This is a genomic window from Catellatospora sichuanensis, assembly GCF_007483665.1.
Taxonomy (GTDB): domain Bacteria; phylum Actinomycetota; class Actinomycetes; order Mycobacteriales; family Micromonosporaceae; genus Catellatospora; species Catellatospora sichuanensis.
Map to the genome: position 1 here is coordinate 16,740 of NZ_VIQO01000027.1, position 17,488 is coordinate 34,227.

A 17,488-nucleotide genomic window follows, 5' to 3' on the forward strand; every position below is an offset into this window, starting at 1 on the left:
CGGCAGTCCGTGATGACGGTATCGCTGCGTAAGTTTCTTCATGCCGCGTCGCTCGCCTGGTTCTGAGCGCGAGCAGCGAACCCGTTTGGGCGGGAGTTCGGGTCCCGGTATCTGCTTGCGGATTTCCTTGGGCGTGAGTTTGGGACCCGCTCTGATCTGGCGTCGCGTTGATGGTCGAGCCGGCACTTTCACATAGAGGGTTCCTCGCTCCATGCTGTGGTGTGAGCAGGCGGAGCTAAGCCCGCCCGCCGACTTCCCGTGGGTAGGGGCGGGAGGGTTTGGTGGCGGGAGAAGTGGATGCAGTACCGTCGCGCGTATGACCAGGTCGACCCGCCCCGCTGGACGCCAGCGTCCCGGTGGCGCCTTCGGGCCTGCCCGTGACGAGACGCGGAATGCTCGCATCATCGAAGCGGTCTTGGACTTGATCGTGGAGAGCGGGTACGCGGATCTGACCATGGGTGCGGTGGCCGCGCGCGCGGGGGTGGCCAAGGCCACCGTCTACCGTCGCTGGGCCTCGCGCGAGGACCTGGTCGCCGACGCTTTGGAAAGCATCATGCTTCCTGATGTCCCGGCCGAGGTGACGGCCGTCGGGACACTGCGCGAGGACCTGGTCGCGACACTGACCCACAGTTCCGCATGCCTGCACCCCCGCGAGCGTCGCTTCTCGGCTGTGCTGGCCGCCGCCACCGCCTCTCACCCCAAGATTGCCGACACCTTGCGTGAGCGGTACATCGTCGGGCAGCGCGAGGGAATCGTCTCCTGCCTTAGCCGCGCCCAGGAGCGCGGCGAGCTCACTGCGGAGAGGGTTGAGCGTCTGCTGGCGCCGGGCCGGCTGGAGATCGCCGCAGTCGTCGGGGTGCTGGTCCTGCAGGAGGACCTGCTCGGTGCCGTTCTCGATGTCGATGGGATAGCCAGCCTGGTTGACCAGGTGCTGCTGCCCCTGGTGGGCGGAACTCCCGTCAGCTGAAGCCCTTCCGGCTCTATGTTCGATCCACGCCATGTCTGCTCGGCCGACCTCGGGTCAGGCAGCTCACAAACTAGATACGTTCATGACTCGATACTGTAGTGTCTCTAGTTGACGGGTTGTCGTGCCCGTGAACCGTTACCACATGATCAACCGAAGGCGGGACGTGCTGTGACACCCGAGAATAAGGCGAAAGTGCTGGTCACCGGGGCAACCGGGATGCAGGGTGGCGCCGCTGTCCAGGCACTGCTGCGCGCCGGTCACCCCGTGACCGCGTTCGTGCGCAACCCCTCGTCGGCCGCCGCCCAGGCGCTTACCGACCAGGGCGTCGCCCTCGCGACCGGCGACTTGGACGACGCCGCATCCCTGGAGGCGGCCAGCGCCGGACACGACGCGGTCTTCTCCGTGCAGCTCGCGGGCGTTGACCCAACCGATCCCGGCGCCGAGCAGCGCAAGGCCCGCAACATCGCCACCGCGGCCAAGCGGGCCGGCGTCTCTCAGATCATCCACACGTCCGTGTCGTCGACCGGGTGGCGCACCCGGCACCCGGGCATCGAGGTGACCGACCCTGTGATGAAGGCGTACTGGGACGAGAAGGAGGCCGCGGAGGACGCGATCCGGCAGGCGGGCCTCGACCACTGGACCATCTTCAAGCCCGCCTTCTTCATGGACAACTACCTCCCGCCTAAGCAGGGCACCCAGTTCCCCGAGCTGCCTCAGGGCAAGCTGATCACCTCTGCGAGCCCGCAGACCGTGCTGGCGCTCATCTGTGCGGACGACTTCGGAGCGGCTGTTGCCGCCGCCGTGGCCGAGCCCGGCAAGTTCCACGAAGCCGAGATCGACCTGGCCGGCGACGCGCTGACGCACACCGAAATCGCCGACACCCTCACCAGGGCCGCCGGCCGCAAAGTCGAGGCCGTCTTCCTCTCCCGGCAGGAGCAGGAGCAGCGCATGGGTGCGCCCACGGCGTGGGGTGACACCTGGAGCGACCGCGTCGGCTACCCCGCGCGCCCCCACCATGCCGCCCGCTACGGCCTGACCACGACAACCCTCGAGCAATGGGCAGCGCAGCACGACCTGCACACCCTCGCTGCCTGAACTCAGGCAGCCCTCCGACTTCACCAGCGCAGCGGTGTTCCTGGCGGCGCCCCGCCGCCAGGAACACCGCCTCACGCGGCGAGGACGACCACGTCCATACATTCGCGACAGCACCCTGCCCGCGGCGTCAAGTTGCCAACCCGCCCCGGGGCGGGGATCACAGCTCCTCACATGGCAGCGACAAGAACGGCTGCCTCATAGCGGCGCCCTGCGGGCTTCACTCACATGCCGCGATGAAGGATGACTCCGCGTTCGGGCGAGAATCACCGGCGGCCCCGGCTACCTGATCGACATGCTCGAGCTCACCCGTCAGCGTCTGCAAGATGGGGCCCAAACTCACGCATATTGATCACCGCGAAATGCCCAGCCCTGGGCCCGAGAAGGGTGCCCATCCGGGTCCCGTTGCCACGACCGAGCCACTCGCCCTAGATCGGCAACCGAGGGCCATCGCAAGGTGACCGCCCGCATCTTGAACTCCAGGCAGCTTGAGGTGCAACGCAACGAGTACAGCGGTGGACAGCGGCGTCCCCTCAAAGGCTATGGGACGTTGCTGGGAGCCTATGGTGCGATCGTCGCAGGCCTGGCACTGGTGGTCCGGGCCTCCCGCCGAGAGCTGCCCCGTCCCACTGTTGGTGACGTCGCGCTGCTCGCCGTAGCCACGCACAAGGCGAGCAGGCTGCTTACGAAGGACGCCGTGACGAGCCCGCTGAGAGCGCCGTCCACGCGCTATGACAAGCCGGCCGGTGAAGGCGAGGTTTGCGAGCAGGTGCACGATGGTGCAGGGCAGGTCCGTCATGCGGTGGGTGAGCTGGTCAGCTGCCCGTTCTGCCTTTCGGTGTGGACCGCGACCACGTTGACAGCCGGGCTCGTGCTGGCGCCCGGGTTGACGCGGCTCGTGGCGACCGCCCTGTCCGCGGTGGCAGGTGCCGACTTCCTGCAGTTGGCATACGGTATCGCCCGGCGTGCCGCCCAAGATGACCCACAGGCCTCGCCGCCGCAAGTCCCGGACATGGCTGATGCGCCTCGGGTCTACGAGAGCGCCGGTCTTCCCTGACGCGCCCGCTGGCGTTCTTGCCCGCGCACATGGAGCTGGACGGTTCGCCCACAGCGAGCCGGACCCGTAGACGGCGATGCAAGCGCTCCGGCGCCGCACCAAGGCCGGGCCGTATAGCCAGGCCACAGGACGGTCCGCTCCTGACGGTCTCAGATGATCAAGGCCAAGCTGGAGGACGCTTCGACGCCGGTGGGTCGGCTGAGCGATTGGCAAATCATCTTCAAGGGTATTTGGGTGCTATGGCCAATGCTCCCGTCAGCCCTGATGCGGTCGACACCTGGCGCGCCGGTGACCTTCCGGCGTATCTGTCCAACGGTCTGATCGGCCTTCGGGTGCGTCACATTCCGTATCTCAACGGGGTGGCCATCGTCAGTGGATTTGACGGGGTTGACCCCACCGCGGCGGTGGAGACGTTCGCCCGCGCACCGTACCCGCTGTCCGGGGACATCCGGGTGGACGGCAGGTCGCTGGACTACGCCCCCGACCGGGTCACCTTCGTCGATCAGCGCTACGACTTCGCATCAGGCGAGCTGAACAGCCGGTTCGTGTTCGATCCCGGCGACGCGCCCGTCCATGTGCAGGTCACCACCTTCTGCAGCCGGACCCATCCGACGCTCATCCTGCAGGAGACACACCTGCGGGCCGAGCGGCCGTGTGAGATCACGGTGTCAGCGGGAGTGGATCCGCAAGGCGTGACGGGGGAGTGGGCCGACAGACATCTGGGCGAGGTCGCCACGATCGCCGACGGCTGCGACGGGATGATGCGCTGGCGCAGTTACGGACAGCTGAGCACCTGCGGGGCGGCCTACCTGACCGCGTTCGACGGCACCGACGACGTGCGCCGCTTCCTCGAACGCAGTCCGGTGGCCGCGCTGCGCACGGACTACAGCTTCACCGCGCGGCCCAAGACGTCCTACCGGCTGCGGCAGGTGTCGAGCCTGGTGGCGGACACGCTGCACTCGCAGCCTCACCTGCAGGCCGGGCGGCTGCTGCGCGGAGCGCAGATACGCGGCTTCGACACCCTGCGCAAGCTGAACCGGCAGGCGTGGGACCAGCTGTGGCGCGGCCGGATCGTGCTGGACGGCGCTCCGAACCGGTGGCAGGCCATGGCCGACGCGGCGTACTACTACCTGCACAGCTCAGTGCACCCCTCCTCACCCGCCAGCACATCGATCTTCGGACTGGCGTACTGGCCGGACTACCACTACTACCGCGGCCACGTGATGTGGGACATCGAGGCGTTCGCGGTCCCGCCGCTGCTGCTGACCTACCCCGAAGCCGCCTCTACCATCCTGCGCTACCGCGCCACCCGCGCCGACGCCGCCGCGGCCAACGCAGCGCTCAACGGCTACCGCGGCTTGCAGTTCCCCTGGGAGAGCAGCATGAGCACCGGTGACGAAGCCGGCCCGGGCATCGGCGCGGCGACGTCGCTGGAGCATCACGTCGGCCCCGACATCGCCCTGGCGTTCGCCCGCTACGTGCACGCCACCGGCGACATGGGCTTCGCCCGCCAGTACGCGTGGCCGGTGATGTCCGGGGTGGCGCAGTGGGTGACCAGCCGCGTCGAGCACAGCGACCGCGGCTACGAGATCCGCCGCGTCACCGGCATAGCGGAGACGGCCAGCCCGCGGAACAACGACGCCTTCACCAACATCGCCGCGATCCTCGCCCTACGCGAAGCGGCTGCGCTCGGCCAGGCACTCGATGAGCATGTGCCCGGTGACTGGGCCGACGTCGCCGACCATCTCGTCATCCCCATGATCAACGGCGGCCACGTGATCGCCAACCATGACGGCTACCAGCCCGACCAGGAAAAGGGCGAGACCCCGGAGGCAGCTGCGGCCCTGTTCCCGCTGGGCTGGGAACCGGACCCGAAGGTGGCCGAGGCGACCCTTCGCTACTACCTGGACCTCGGCGACCGGTACGCCGGCGCGCCCATGCTGTCGGCGCTGCTCGGTGTGTACGCCGCGCGGCTGGGCGACCGCGGTGCGGCCCTGGAGATGTTCGAGCGTGGGTACGCCGACTTCATCACCGACCCGTACCGGATCACCCTGGAGTACGCCCCGGACGTGCACCCCGACCAGCCGCGCGCGGGGCCGTTCACCGCCAACCTCGCCGGTTTCCTCACCAGCTGCCTCTACGGCCTCACTGGCCTGGTGGTCAACCCCGGCGAGCCCGACACCTGGCCGCAGCACCGCGTCGTCATGCCCGACAGCTGGCAAGGCGTGCATGTCGAACGGCTGTGGGCACGACGCGAAGGGTACGAGCTCAATGCCGAGCACAGCCACGACCGGGCCCAACTGAAGCCGACCGGCGACTCCAGGGACATCGGATAGCGCCCTCCAGGGCCAACGACTTACTCACGCCCGTCACTGCCGAACTCCCACGGCCGACCGCCCGTCCGATCCACGACGCATACCGGCCCGGCCAGGGCCATTGCCGCGCAACGGCTCGGCTGCGGTGTGATAGCCGGCCTCGGCCCCAGCAGGTCGACACTTGCTCGGCACCAGCTGGCACCTGCCCGGCCGATCTCATGCACCGCGTGAGCGGACGTCCTCGCCGGGCTGCGCATGCCGCTCGGCCGGTCAGCTGATGCAGCAGGCCTCCGACAGCGCCCACCGCGCCGCCGACTGGCTGGAGCACCACGAGCCCGGCCAACTGCTCGACGAGCTAGCAGCTACGCCCGCCGGCACCCCGGCACCCCGGCACATTCCTGATCGGCGCGCTCGCCGCAGGCGTCGTTGCCGGTCGGCTTACCCGCAGCATCGCCTCGGCCCCCCGCAGGCAGGTCCAAGGACGGGCCACAGCCGGGTGCAGTCCCGGTCGCCAACAGCCGCTGCGCCGGTGTCCGGACGAACACGCGCGACCACAAGGACTACAGGTGATGGTCCAGGGGCCCGCGTGACGCCCCATGACCTTCGTACACCAGCGGCGGCTACCAGCACGAAGGCGAGGCGTCCCGATGAGCACGGAATCGTTACGCGACGCGGCGCCGAAGGGCTCGGCAACAGCTCGCAGCAGTCAATCGGTGGGCTGCTTGGCGAGATCAGCACCGCCTGTCGACCCTGATGCGGCAGGAACTCGAGCTGGCCAAGGCCGAGCTGCGGCAGGGGGCTTCAATAGCGGGCAAGGCGGCCGGAATGTTGGGCGGCGCCGCCGTGGACGCCTTCCTGTTGGTGCTGTTCCTGTCGTACGCCCTGTTGCGGCTGCTGTCGGCGGCCATGGACCCCGGCTGGGCGGCGGTCCTCGTCGCGGCCTTGTGGGGTCTGATCGCCGTCGCCCTATACGCCGCCGGACGCTCGCGGATGCGTGAGCTGCGGCCCATGCCGCAGACGGCGGAGTCGGTCAAGCAGATGCCTTCGGCGCTGCGGGCGCTACACCGAATCGGAGCGGAACACGTGATGAGCACGGATACCGAACAAAATCCGCCGAGACAGCGGCCGACGGGGCGGTCCGCGGCGCCGACCGGCGCCGCGGACCGCTGCCATCAAGCTGCGATGCCGTCGACTGGCCGGTCGTAATGGCGATGGGCTGCGATCGCTGTGATCAGCTCGGCGAGGAAACCGGTGTCGGCATCGCCCGCGGGTGCCAGGAAGACCACCCCGTCCAGCGCTCCGGCGGCGGGCTTGCTGGACGGCCCGGCCACGCGGTCCGACGGCTCGAACACGGGCAGCCGGGCAGCCTGCACGAGCCGGTCGCCTGTGCCGAGCACGCCCAGGGCTTTGGCGTGCTTGTACGCCTCGGCGACGAAGTGCACCGCATAGCCGTCATTGACGAGCAGATCGACCGCCGCTTCGCCGTCGGCGACGACGACCGCGTCGTAGAGCACCGACGCTACCGTGTTCATCGCCCGGGTTACCGGCAGCGCCTCACCGCTTGACGTCGTGACCGCGCCGTCGACCGGCGCGAGTAGCTCCACCACGGCGCCGGCATCCATCAGACCCGCCTGCACCGCCTGGACACTTCCGGCTTCGACGCCGTCGGCTACGAGTACCGCGACCTTTCGGCCGAGCACTCCGGTGCTGCCGGGCATGGCGGCCTGGCTCAGCGCCGGCGACATCCGGCCGTGGTTGGCCCGGCCAGCTGCCGGGGCAGGGACGCCGATACCGGCGGCGACTGCGACGGCGAGCTGATGGTCGATGTTGTTGAGGTGCTCAACCATCCGCTCGCGGATGTGCAGGTGCTCGACCTTGCCGAGCTCGAAGCGGTAGGCGGCGATGATGTGCTGCTTCTCCCAGGCGGCCATGCTGTTCCAGAACAGCGTGGCCTGTGAGTAGTGGTCGGCGAAAGTCTCCGAGCGTTTGCGTTCCTTGATCCCGTCGACGTGCTCGGGCGTGTGCACGAACGCCCCGCCGCCGGCGCCCGGGACGACCGGGCAGCCGCCGCCGAGCGAGTTCGGATGGTAGTTGGCCTGGCCGAGCGGGATGTCGTCCTGGTGGAAGCCGTCCTGCTGGTGGTTGCGTACCGGCGCGAGCGGCCGGTTGATCGGGATCTGGGCGAAGTTGGGCCCGCCGAGCCGGGTCAGCTGGGTGTCGAGGTAGGAGAACAGCCGCGCCTGCAGCAGCGGGTCGTCGGTGAAGTCGATGCCTGGCACGATGTTCTGCACGCAGAAGGCGACCTGCTCGGTCTCGGCGAAGAAGTTGTCCGGGTTGCGATCCAGGACGAGCCGCCCGACCGGGATCACCGGTACGACCTCCTCCGGGATGATCTTTGTCGAGTCCAGCAGGTCGATGTCGTCGAAGGCGAACTCGTCGCTCTCGGCAATCAGCTGTACACCGAGTTCGTACTCCGGGTACACGCCGGCCTCGATCGACTCCCACAGGTCGCGGCGGTTGAAGTCGGGGTCCTTGCCGGAGATCTTCTGTGCTTCGTCCCAGACCAGGGAGTGCACGCCGGCCACCGGTGTCCAGTGGAACTTGACGAAGGTGCGGGTGCCGTCGTCGGCCACCAGCCGGAACGTGTGTACGCCGAAGCCCTGCATGGTCCGGAAGCTGCGCGGCAGCGCACGGTCCGACATCAGCCAGATGACGTGGTGCATGGTTTCCGGCTGCAGGGTGACGAAGTCCCAGAACGTGTCGTGGGCTGACGCGGCCTGGGGGATCTCGTTGTGCGGCTCGGGTTTGACGGCGTGGATGATGTCAGGGAACTTGATGCCGTCCTGGATGAAGAACACCGGCATGTTGTTGCCGACGAGGTCGAAGTTGCCCTGGTCGGTGTAGAACTTGACCGCGAACCCGCGTACGTCGCGCGGTGTGTCTGTGGACCCGCGCGAGCCCTGCACGGTGGAGAAGCGCACGAACACCGGCGTGCGCGCCCCGGGGTCAGTCAGGAACCGTGCGGCGGTGTACCGGGCCAGCGAGCTGTCGTATGGCTGGAAATAGCCGTGCGCGCCGGAGCCCCGCGCGTGGACGACCCGCTCGGGGATGCGCTCGTGGTCGAAGCGCATGATCTTCTCGCGGCCGTGGAAGTCCTCTAGCAGGGCCGGCCCGCGCGGTCCGGCCCGCAGCCAGTTGTCGGTGTCCTCGACGCCGATGCCCTGATCGGTGGTCAACTCCGTGCCGGCCTTGTCCATGCGATGGGGATCGAGCTGCAGCACTTTGGCGTCACCACCGGGAGCGGCAGCGGCCGCGCCGGCCCGTTCGGCCCGGCTCAGCGCCTCGGCGACCGCGGCAGGAGCCGCGCGTGAACCCGCCTTCTTGGCTGGCACCGCCTTGGTGAACGGAGCAGCCTTGGCGGCGGCGACTTGCGCGGCGCCGGCTTCAGCGGTGGGCCGCCGGGCCGGGGACGTCTTCGCAGCCGGCGGCTTGGGGGTCGCGGGCTTCAGGGATGCCTGCTTGGCCTCGCCGGGTTCCGTCTGCTCGGTCATCGCTGAACCTCGCTGCCATCGGCCTTGCCCAGCAGATCCCTGACACGTTCGAACACCTGGTCCGGTGGCCCTGCCAGTGGGCTTGGCGCCTGCCCGCCGGCGGCCTGGAGGTGTTGTGCCAGCAGAGCCTGAGCGCTTGCCACCACTTCGGCCATCCGGGTGAGCTCGCCGGGATCGGTCACCTCGCGTAGGCGCAGGAACTCCAGCTCTTCCTCGGCCTCGGCGTGGGCCGAAACCGCGTCGCGAAGAGCGGCGAGCTGGCCTTCGAACTCGGGAGCGCTCACGCCGAGTTCGTAAAGCGCCGATAGTGCCTGCTTCGCGTCCTCCTCCTCGGCTAGGCGAGGGGGCACCACCTGGTCTCCGTCAGGTAGCTCCTGCTCGGCCAGCGGGTGCACCAGAAGCTGTTCGATGCTTTCATGCAGCGCCAGCGTGCCGACCAGTTCGGTGAACAGCTCCTGGCGATGGTCACCGTCCGCGGACTCGACCTGAGCGAACAGCATCTTCACCTGTTGATGTTGGCCGAGGAGGGTGTCGATCACATCTTGCTGAGCTGTGGTCATGCAGGGCGCTCCGTTCGTCCGCGCCGACACACGTTGCTATCGGCCATCGGCTATCTACGTAAAAATGGCAGAACTGGCAGAATGCCTGAAAGTACGCTACCCATAAGAAGACAGAGCAAAGCACTATTCACGAACATCGGGCCCCGGCAGCTCAGCGCGCGTGCTTGCCCGCGGTACAGACCTCGAAGCTCGCCGCCCGGGACACGGCCCGGAGTTATTGCCGTGATCCGGACGCGAGTCTGCGCCGTCAGCCGCGAGTGGCGCTGTCACCGATGCGCCTGACCGTCGTTGCATCGTCGACGTAGTCGGCGAAGCGGACCGCCAGAGATCCGGACGACACTGGCTACATCGATGTAGTCAACGAGAAACACCATAAGAGCAGGCCAACACCTGCAAGGTCAGGTCAACTGACAAGGTCTGGCCTCACCACCCGCGATCGGGACCGGGCGACACGAGTGCACACCCTGACCCGCACGGGCCCCTCCGACGTCCTGCGCCGAGCCAGAAGCGGTGCGTGGGTTTGGCCATTAGGCAGCGGTCAGCCGCCGGACGGCGGGATGTCCAATCGGCGTTGCAGGATCTCGATCATCGCGTTCGCCGTGGCCAGCTGGTACTCCAGGTCGACGATGCGGACCGCGGCGTCCAGACGAACACCACCGTCGACCAGACGTCGAGCACGGTCGGCCCGCTGCAGGTCATCCTGACTGTAGCGGCGATGACCGCCGCCCGAGCGGTGCGACTCGAATAGCCCCGCGGTCTCCACGGCGCGCAGGAATGCCGGCGTCACGCCGATGGCCTGTGCCGCTGTGCCCATGGCATACCCGGGAAAGTCGGTGTCGCCGAGTACCGGGATACGCTGCACCGCCTGCGCGGTCTCGTTCATGTCCGGCCTCGTCCTGTACGGGCCGGCCCTGGTTGGCGGAGCACCGCCAACCAGGCCCGGCCGGGTCGTATCCGATCAGGTTGCGGCACCGGCCGCAGCCGGACGGCGGCCATCGCTCGCCTGACCGCTGATCATCTTGTGTCCTTCGTGCGACTCCAGCCCGGTGTCTCGACCGCGGGTAATCTCAATGCGGCGCGGCTTGGCGCGCTCGGCGATCGGGATGGTCAGCGCCAGAACGCCGTCGCGGTAGTCGGCGCGGATGGCCTCCACATCGAGTCCGTCGCCCAGCACGAGCTGCCGGCTGTACCGGCCAGCCGGCCGCTCGGACACCAGGTAGGTCGAGTCCTCGGGATCGTTGCGTCGCCGCTCGCCGCGCACCGTAAGCGTGCCGTTCTCGGCCGAAACGTCGAGGCTGTCGATGTCGATGCCCGGCATGTCGAAGCGGACCACGAACGTGTCGCCCGTGCGCAGGCAGTCCATCGGCATCGGCGCTGGGGTGCGGGCGGTCCCGAACACCTCACCGGCGAGCCGGTCGAAGTCGCGGAACGGGTCGAAACGCATCATGATCAACACACCTCCCAAATGAGTGCTCTAGCAAGGCTGTCTGCTTGCCAGCAGAAATTCTATTCCTGCTGCTGCAGATTTCAAGCCCCAACTGGGGCAGTTTCTCCGCGCGTTGTTGGCCTGCCCGTGCGGCGCGGCGCGGCGCGGCGCGGCGATGGGACACGGAACTCGGTCAGGCGTGCAGTCGCATCGCCAGCCTTGTTCGCCGATTGTGATCGCCGAGCGCGCAGCCGCCGAGGGCGGGAAGTCCGCACGGGCTTCAGCCACCCAACATTCCGGCGATTGACGAACCGGCCATCGTGAGGCGGCTGGCGGTTGCGCCAGAACGCACTGACCTCCACGGCCGACGGTCAGTCGAGGAGGTCCGGCTGCATACCCGACGTGTCGGGCATCACCGCGCAAGAGAGGTTCGCCAGCCGCCGCGGGGCAATAGGTGCAAGGTTGTCAATAAAAAGGGGCTGGCATGGGTCAGAACATGTTCTCGATCGTCGATCTGCTGGGGGTCGCTGCCGTTGCGTTGGCACTTGGGGCCTTGGCGACAGTTGTTTTCCTGTCGTCGACGGCGAAAGAACTATGCGCGTCCCAAGCCGCCGCGGGTCGCCAGCGCCGGCAGACGATGAAGCTGCCACGCCTTGCCGAGCAGTCCGGCGGTGTCACCAGCGACACATGGGTGGCGAGCTGCTGCGACGGGTGCAGCCTGCCTGGCTGCCGCTGAACCGTTCGGCCGCCCGGCCGGGGCCTGACCCCCATCACCGCGCGATACGACCGCCCGCCCGGCGGCGCTTCGCCATGGCGGCATCAGACGATCGCGTGCGAGCCGCCGCCCGCGTCTCAAGTCGCCTCGGGGCCCAGCCCAGACGGGCAGAGCTAGCGCCGCTCATACGGCTTCCACTCGGGGGCTTCGAAAGCTTCCGCGTCTCGTGGGCGCGTGAACTTCCCTCGTACGCCGAACCTCCCGCGCGGGCTTGGTGAGGCGTCATTGGCTTCGTGCGGCGTCAGATGCGCTTGTCCGGGGTCTGGACCTCGCTTCGCCAGGCTCCGGTCTCACTGCCGCGCTCCTCGATGAACGTCTTGAACCGCAACGCGTCGGCTTTGACTTGGCGGCTGTCGGCGCCGATAGCGCTGCCGATGTTTTCCAGTAACCCTTCGGGCTCCCAGTCGAACTGGACAGTTACCCGCGTGTCGGAATCGCCGAGCCGGTGAAAGGTGACCACGCCGGCGTGTTCGGTCTTCCCGCTCGTGCTCTTCCACGCGATCCGCTCATTCGGGTGCTGCTCGGTGATCTCGGTATCGAACTCCCGGACGGTCCCGGCCACGTTGACGACCCAGTGACTGTGCGTGGCGTCGATCTGCCGGACCGACTTCACACCCTTCATGAAGTGCGGGAAGGACTCGACCTGGGTCCACTGGTTGAAGGCCATGTGGACTGGCACGTGGACGTCAACTGACTCTGTCACCGTGCTCATAAGACACCTCCTAGCAGATTCGGTCCGAGGGCAATACCCGATATATATGCTTATAAACCTGGAACGGCCGCTGCTGGTTCGCGAAGAGCGCGAATCGGCGCCTCGCCAATCCTGATCCGTTACACATTCCCGGTCGGCACGAAGCGCCGCCCACGTGCGCGGACCGGCCAAGCCTTGATGCCGTTGCCCACCACACGCATCAGGCGCACCACGGGCCAACAGGCCGCAGCGGCCGGATCTCGCACCCGGCCGGTACAACACATATGCGACCGAGGGCAGGCGCGGCACAATTCCTGGCCGCATTTCGCTGGCGGCTGGCCCCCTTCCTGGTGCGAACCCAGCGTAAAATCGGGCAAGACGGGCTTTGGGAAAGATTGTTTGACGTCCGTGTTCGGAGGGCGGTAGCCATGACTGTTCGAACTCCTTCCATCGAAGATCATCCTGACCTTGCCGAGCTTCGGTTGCGGTACGAGGAAGCCGCCGAAACCAAGGCGGCACAGGTAGTAGAAGGTCTGACCTTCCTCGCGGGTCTCTACCTCGCCATCTCGCCATGGGTGGTCGGCTTCACCAGCCACTCCAGCCTGACCGCGAGCAACGTCTTCACCGGTGTCGCACTGGCGGTGCTGGCATTGTGCTTCGCCACCATGTACGGACGTTCGCACCGGATCGTGTGGGTCGCCCCGATCATCAGCGCATGGGCGATCGTCGCACCTTGGCTTGTCAGCGGACCCGCACCAAGCGTGGGCGCCATCGTCAGCAACGTCATCGTCGGCCTGGTGGGCCTGGCGTGCACCCTTGCGATGATGTCCGTAGGCAGGCGAAGGGCCGCCGGCAGGGCAGGCCTCGGGGCGTCGCCCGAACCTTTCCACGAGGGGCGTCGGTTATAGACCGTGCCTGTGCGAGAGAACCGGCGACGGCTGATATCGGGTTTGTCGGCCTCGGCGCGATGGGGGGCCGGATGGCCAGCTGGTTGCTCGCCGCGGGCGCCAGGTCTACGGCACCAACCGCACGCGGGCAAAGCAGAAGGGCTGATCGAGCGTGGCCTGATCTGGTCGGACACACGACGCGAGGTCACCGCTGCGGCACAGGTCGTCTTCAGCATGGTGATCGGCGACAATGCCCTCGATGCGGTCACCTCCGGCCAGGACAGGATTATCGCCGGTTTTGGCACCAGGCAAGATGTACCTCGACATGAGCACCGTCAGCCCGGCCGCCAGCGGCGGGCTCAGCGATCAGATACGCGTGACCGGCGCGCACATGCTCGGGCAGCCTCCGCGCCGAGGTGGTGAACAGCAGCTCGCCGTAGATATGCCGTTCGTTGCATTCGGTCTGGGCAGATCACTCCATGCCACGCTGGCTGACCTCGGGCACGGCCTGTCCTGGCACGACGTGCGTCGGGTCAGGCCGCGAGTCCAATTGACCTGCTCGGCCTGTGCGGGTGCGCTACACGCCAAGGTGTCCCGCTCGGCCTGCGCTTCTTTGCGCACGGCAGCGCGTAACGCCAATGTCCGCTCAACGGCGAGACCATCGAGCACCGCCTGCTCAAGAGTGCCATCGCCGCCGCTTGCGGCTAGCCGGCACGGCCGGCACGCGGCCCTTGAGGTCAGCGCTCCAGATGGAGCGTGGCGCGCAGATGTGTTGGCGACAGCGCCCGACAGGTCATCGGAGGGCCTCCTGGGAGGAGGAGTAGTTGTCTCATCAGCACCACGATGACACTGAGGCCCGTATCGTCCGCTACGCCGACCACGGCATGGAGGTCGTGTGGTCTTCACTCGGGCCACGGCCGCCAGCGCACCGGAGATCGTAATCGAGGTCGACGCTGCCGGGATCACCGTCACTGGGCCGGTGGCCCACTTCAGCGCCAGACGCTGCGACAGCGCAGAGCCGTTCGTCCGCTTTCGTGACCTGCCTGCACCGCCGGTCTGCTCAGGCCACGGCACATGGCGGGGACAGCGGCGGGCCGCCTAATCCGCGTGAGGCATCGCCCGGACGGCCGCATGTCTGCGGTCGCCCGCGGCTATGACGGCTGGGTCACGGGCGGTAGGCCGTGCCGATGATGTGGGCAAAACGGGGCACGAACCGGCACGGGCTGAATCCAAACCGCTCACAGCTCACGATGGCGAACCCGCTGGCGGCGATGACGGCAGCGGTGTCGTGGTTGGGTCGGCAACCTGCGGCCAGCCGCGCCCACACCGGGGCGATCAGGTCCTGGAGCCTGGCCAGCGCAGGCTTGTCGGAGCGGACGTGCTCGTAGAAGCGGAGCTGCCCGGAGGGGCGCACCACGCGGCCGATCTCAGCCAGCGCGTGGGCGGGATCGGGCACGGTGCACAGCACCAGCGACGTCACGGCCGCGTCGAAAGCGGCGTCAGGTCCAGGCAGGGCGTCAGCGTGCCCTGCAATGACCTCCACCGGCACCGGTGCCCGCTGCGCGGCCTGGTGTGCGTGCCTGCGCAGAGTGCTGTCGGGTTCTACGGCCAGCACGCGGGTAACTGTAGTCGGGTAGTGAGCGAAGTTGAGCCCGTTGCCGGCACCGATCTCGATCACCGTGCCGGTGAGGCCAGCCAGAAGCCGGGCCCGGTGAGCGGCGCCGCCGTGGGCCTCGGCGTGGGTGCTGATAGCGGTATAGAACCGCGCGAACCTCGGGTGTTGCAGGTCTTGGACGTGTCGGTCTGACATCGAAGCTCCGCCCCAACCGTCTCACTTCGGACGGTAGGCTAATGTTTGGGGGTGTGTGGGCGATTCGGCGCTCACCGGATCTGGCATCAGTGCGCCTCACAACGGTTCGTCGAAGTTCACGACACCGCGGTAGCGGTAGATCCACTGTGGCTGTCTTTCCGGGTTAGGCTCGCGTACGTAGACGGCCTCCCAGGGCGGTTCGACCTCAGACTCTTGTACGGTCGCATGCTCGCCGGGCAGCGACAACGAGTACGTGTCCGGCGGGTTATCGGCGGAGTCGACCTCGATCTCCCGGATGAACTCTGCGTCACCGTGGACGAACTTCGCGGTGATCTTGTCCATGTGTTCAGCCTGCAGCCCAACGCCTGGTATGCGGACGGAAATCGGGGAACCAGCACACGACTCAGCCGACAGTACCTATAGACCCGTCCGCTGGACACGACCCGACACAGGAGCGGGGTGTGCAGCAGCGAACCCGCCGACACGCTGGCCACGGAGGAAGCCACCATCGATGCCCGCGTCCAGCGGCACGCGACGCCGTTGCCTGTCGTTGTAGGCGAGAGGGATTACGACGCGGCGACACCTGGCAGGGGTCTAAGCACGGGCCCTTGCAGAACTGCGCCGTCGATGTCGAAGCGCGAGCCATGACAGCGGCACTCCCATGTCCGTTCCGCGTCGTTGAACCCGACGATGCAGCCAAGATGGGTACAGGTCGCCTCCACGGCGTGCACCGTGGCGTCATCGTCGCGATATGCCGCGCACCGCTTGCCCTCGATCATCACCACCGCGCCCTGCCCCGGCCCCAGTTGGTCGACATTGACGTCCGGCTTGGTCAGCCGCTCGCCCACAAAGTTCTTCGCCACATCGACCGTGGCTTTCGCCACAATCCGCGGCCTCGGTGAGCGGGGTAACCGATGCGGGTCATACAGCTGGTTGGTCTTGGACCTGCCTATCGCGAGTGGGCTGCGGGCGGTTGGGTAGTGGTTACCCATCTCGGGGAAACCGAGGACGTCCGGTGGATGGATAGACCCGCAGCTGCCGTACGAGGTGGACAGCTTCTGGCCTGGTGTTGTTCTCGTGAGGAGCTGATATGGGCGAACGTGTGTTGCGGGGGAGCCGGCTTGGAGCGGTCAGCTACGAGCTGGATCGCAATATTGAGCTCGCGCCGCGCAGGGTCAGCACGTTTCAGTGTCCTCACGGCCACACGTTCGACGTGATGTTTGCGCTGGACGTGGAGGTCCCCTGGACCTGGGAGTGCAGGTTCGACGGCAGTGTCGCTCGGTTGAGGGACGGTACAGAGCCGGAGCAGAAGAAGGCCAAACCGCCGCGGACCCATTGGGACATGCTGCTGGAGCGCCGCACCGTCGAGGAGCTCGATGAGCTTCTGGACGAGCGGCTGGCTGCGGTACGCGCCAAGCGCGGTCGCTGACCGCCGACCGGGCCCCGCACGCAGGTGTCGGTGTCCAGCCCACAGAACAAGATCTCGGCCAGCCCTGCTCGCCGACAGCGCCACCGTCTGCTCGGGGATCGCCGTGTAGCCCGTTGGTGTTGCTCGCCACTTACGGGTTCTGGCGCAATCTGCGTGAATGATCTTGCGGGTGCGGCGGACCGCTCTCCGCCGGCGTGCTTAATGGCAGGAGCGCCGGTGGTGACGAACGGAACTCTCGACGTCACAGGGTTTCCGTCGACACTGAAACGAACGTGGGGTCAAGGTGCAGTTCGTAGGCTCCGTAGCACTCGTCCATCACAGTCGCGACCTCTTGACCGCACGGACAGATGAGGTTGTTGCCCCGAGTTCCAGGACGCCCGCAGCATCCCACCGCCTGGCGGTCGGGATCAGGGTTGCGCTGGAGGGACGGCGCATCAGCGGGGTGGATGACAAACGTGTCACGAGGACCAGCTGACACCATGTCCACCCCCTCGATGACCATGCTGTAGCCGGGCATGGCGTGAAGGTACGCGTCCGGGTCGGGCGAAGGCACAAAAGGTGCGCCGAAATGCTCGGGATCCACCGCATACCAGCCAACCGGCATTGTCGACCGCCTTGGGATGCTTCGCTCATCGGGCTGTGACGGGCGGATCAATGGGCCGGGGTACACGGCGAGTCCGCCGGTGATCGTAGTACCGCACGTACGGCAGCGAAAGGATGGCACGGTCGCGATGATAGTTACGCTGGCGATGATCCGGTGTCTCGTTTCCGGCCAGGCTGCCCAACGGCCAGTTTGGAAGGTATCGCGAAACAGCGACAAGATCATTCACGAAGAGTGCGCCAGAATCCACTTACGGCGCCAGATGTCGCCGAGTTTGAGCGCCAGCGAGATCTAACGGGTCTCGATGTTCGCGAGTTTCGGCGCCAC

At 67.3% G+C, this 17,488-nt stretch carries 18 protein-coding genes; 9 read left to right on the forward strand and 9 right to left on the reverse strand.

Features of this window, described 5'->3' with window-relative positions:
• Positions 1–316 precede the first annotated feature (316 nt).
• The 5 genes from FLL47_RS32885 to FLL47_RS32905 all read left to right on the forward strand — a co-directional run bounded on the left by FLL47_RS32885 (position 317) and on the right by FLL47_RS32905 (position 6,637).
• Positions 317–967: a TetR-like C-terminal domain-containing protein gene (locus FLL47_RS32885; protein ID WP_186316048.1), complete on the forward strand. Its 651-nt coding sequence runs from the start codon at positions 317–319 to the stop codon at positions 965–967.
• Positions 968–1,135: 168 nt separating this feature from the next.
• Complete coding sequence (locus FLL47_RS32890; RefSeq protein ID WP_144126544.1) at positions 1,136–2,062, forward strand: NmrA family NAD(P)-binding protein; 927 nt, start codon at positions 1,136–1,138, stop codon at positions 2,060–2,062.
• Positions 2,063–2,516: 454 nt separating this feature from the next.
• The gene (locus FLL47_RS32895) at positions 2,517–3,116 is read left to right on the forward strand and encodes a DUF1360 domain-containing protein (protein ID WP_246158963.1); all 600 of its coding nucleotides are present in this window, start codon (positions 2,517–2,519) and stop codon (positions 3,114–3,116) included.
• 239 nt (positions 3,117–3,355) lie between these two features.
• Positions 3,356–5,452, forward strand: coding sequence for a glycoside hydrolase family 65 protein (locus FLL47_RS32900; RefSeq protein WP_186316049.1), 2,097 nt, complete (start codon positions 3,356–3,358; stop codon positions 5,450–5,452).
• A 732-nt stretch (positions 5,453–6,184) separates the two neighbouring features.
• Positions 6,185–6,637: a phage holin family protein gene (locus FLL47_RS32905; protein ID WP_144126546.1), complete on the forward strand. Its 453-nt coding sequence runs from the start codon at positions 6,185–6,187 to the stop codon at positions 6,635–6,637.
• Here the strand turns inward: FLL47_RS32905 and FLL47_RS32910 are convergent.
• The 4 genes from FLL47_RS32910 to FLL47_RS32925 all read right to left on the reverse strand — a co-directional run bounded on the left by FLL47_RS32910 (position 6,604) and on the right by FLL47_RS32925 (position 10,989).
• Positions 6,604–8,982: a catalase gene (locus tag FLL47_RS32910; protein ID WP_246158964.1), complete on the reverse strand. Its 2,379-nt coding sequence runs from the start codon at positions 8,980–8,982 to the stop codon at positions 6,604–6,606. The two genes, FLL47_RS32905 and FLL47_RS32910, sit on opposite strands and share 34 nt — an antisense overlap.
• Complete coding sequence (locus FLL47_RS32915; protein ID WP_144126547.1) at positions 8,979–9,542, reverse strand: hemerythrin domain-containing protein; 564 nt, start codon at positions 9,540–9,542, stop codon at positions 8,979–8,981. Before FLL47_RS32915 ends, FLL47_RS32910 begins: the two co-directional genes overlap by 4 nt.
• Positions 9,543–10,080: 538 nt before the next feature.
• The gene (locus FLL47_RS32920; protein ID WP_144126548.1) at positions 10,081–10,425 is read right to left on the reverse strand and encodes a helix-turn-helix domain-containing protein; all 345 of its coding nucleotides are present in this window, start codon (positions 10,423–10,425) and stop codon (positions 10,081–10,083) included.
• A gap of 75 nt (positions 10,426–10,500) precedes the next feature.
• The gene (locus tag FLL47_RS32925) at positions 10,501–10,989 is read right to left on the reverse strand and encodes an Hsp20/alpha crystallin family protein (protein WP_342780380.1); all 489 of its coding nucleotides are present in this window, start codon (positions 10,987–10,989) and stop codon (positions 10,501–10,503) included.
• Between the two features lie 463 nt (positions 10,990–11,452).
• Between FLL47_RS32925 and FLL47_RS32930 the strand changes: the two genes are divergently transcribed.
• Entirely contained in the window at positions 11,453–11,704 is a 252-nt protein-coding gene (locus FLL47_RS32930) for a hypothetical protein (protein WP_144126549.1), read from the forward strand.
• A gap of 280 nt (positions 11,705–11,984) precedes the next feature.
• Here FLL47_RS32930 and FLL47_RS32935 read toward each other — a convergent pair whose 3' ends face one another.
• The gene (locus tag FLL47_RS32935) at positions 11,985–12,455 is read right to left on the reverse strand and encodes an SRPBCC family protein (RefSeq protein ID WP_144126550.1); all 471 of its coding nucleotides are present in this window, start codon (positions 12,453–12,455) and stop codon (positions 11,985–11,987) included.
• A 407-nt stretch (positions 12,456–12,862) separates the two neighbouring features.
• Here FLL47_RS32935 and FLL47_RS32940 point away from each other — a divergent pair, with 407 nt between their 5' ends.
• Positions 12,863–13,342, forward strand: a complete 480-nt coding sequence (locus tag FLL47_RS32940; RefSeq protein ID WP_144126551.1) for an SPW repeat protein — start codon at positions 12,863–12,865, stop codon at positions 13,340–13,342.
• A gap of 1,144 nt (positions 13,343–14,486) precedes the next feature.
• Here the strand turns inward: FLL47_RS32940 and FLL47_RS32945 are convergent.
• The gene (locus tag FLL47_RS32945; RefSeq protein ID WP_246159000.1) at positions 14,487–14,999 is read right to left on the reverse strand and encodes a class I SAM-dependent methyltransferase; all 513 of its coding nucleotides are present in this window, start codon (positions 14,997–14,999) and stop codon (positions 14,487–14,489) included.
• Between FLL47_RS32945 and FLL47_RS44355 the strand changes: the two genes are divergently transcribed.
• Positions 14,958–15,128 (forward strand): hypothetical protein, encoded by a 171-nt coding sequence (locus FLL47_RS44355; protein ID WP_246159006.1) that lies wholly within the window; start codon positions 14,958–14,960, stop codon positions 15,126–15,128. The genes FLL47_RS32945 and FLL47_RS44355 overlap by 42 nt on opposite strands.
• A gap of 99 nt (positions 15,129–15,227) precedes the next feature.
• Here FLL47_RS44355 and FLL47_RS32950 read toward each other — a convergent pair whose 3' ends face one another.
• On the reverse strand, positions 15,228–15,473 hold the full coding sequence (locus FLL47_RS32950; protein ID WP_144126553.1) for a hypothetical protein: 246 nt from the start codon (positions 15,471–15,473) through the stop codon (positions 15,228–15,230).
• 224 nt (positions 15,474–15,697) lie between these two features.
• Positions 15,698–16,015, reverse strand: a complete 318-nt coding sequence (locus FLL47_RS32955; RefSeq protein WP_246158971.1) for a Rieske 2Fe-2S domain-containing protein — start codon at positions 16,013–16,015, stop codon at positions 15,698–15,700.
• A gap of 206 nt (positions 16,016–16,221) precedes the next feature.
• Between FLL47_RS32955 and FLL47_RS32960 the strand changes: the two genes are divergently transcribed.
• Positions 16,222–16,560 (forward strand): RNA polymerase-binding protein RbpA, encoded by a 339-nt coding sequence (locus FLL47_RS32960; protein ID WP_144126555.1) that lies wholly within the window; start codon positions 16,222–16,224, stop codon positions 16,558–16,560.
• Between the two features lie 241 nt (positions 16,561–16,801).
• Here the strand turns inward: FLL47_RS32960 and FLL47_RS32965 are convergent, their stop codons facing one another.
• Positions 16,802–17,386, reverse strand: coding sequence for a hypothetical protein (locus FLL47_RS32965; protein ID WP_144126556.1), 585 nt, complete (start codon positions 17,384–17,386; stop codon positions 16,802–16,804).
• Between the last annotated feature and the right edge of the window lie 102 nt (positions 17,387–17,488).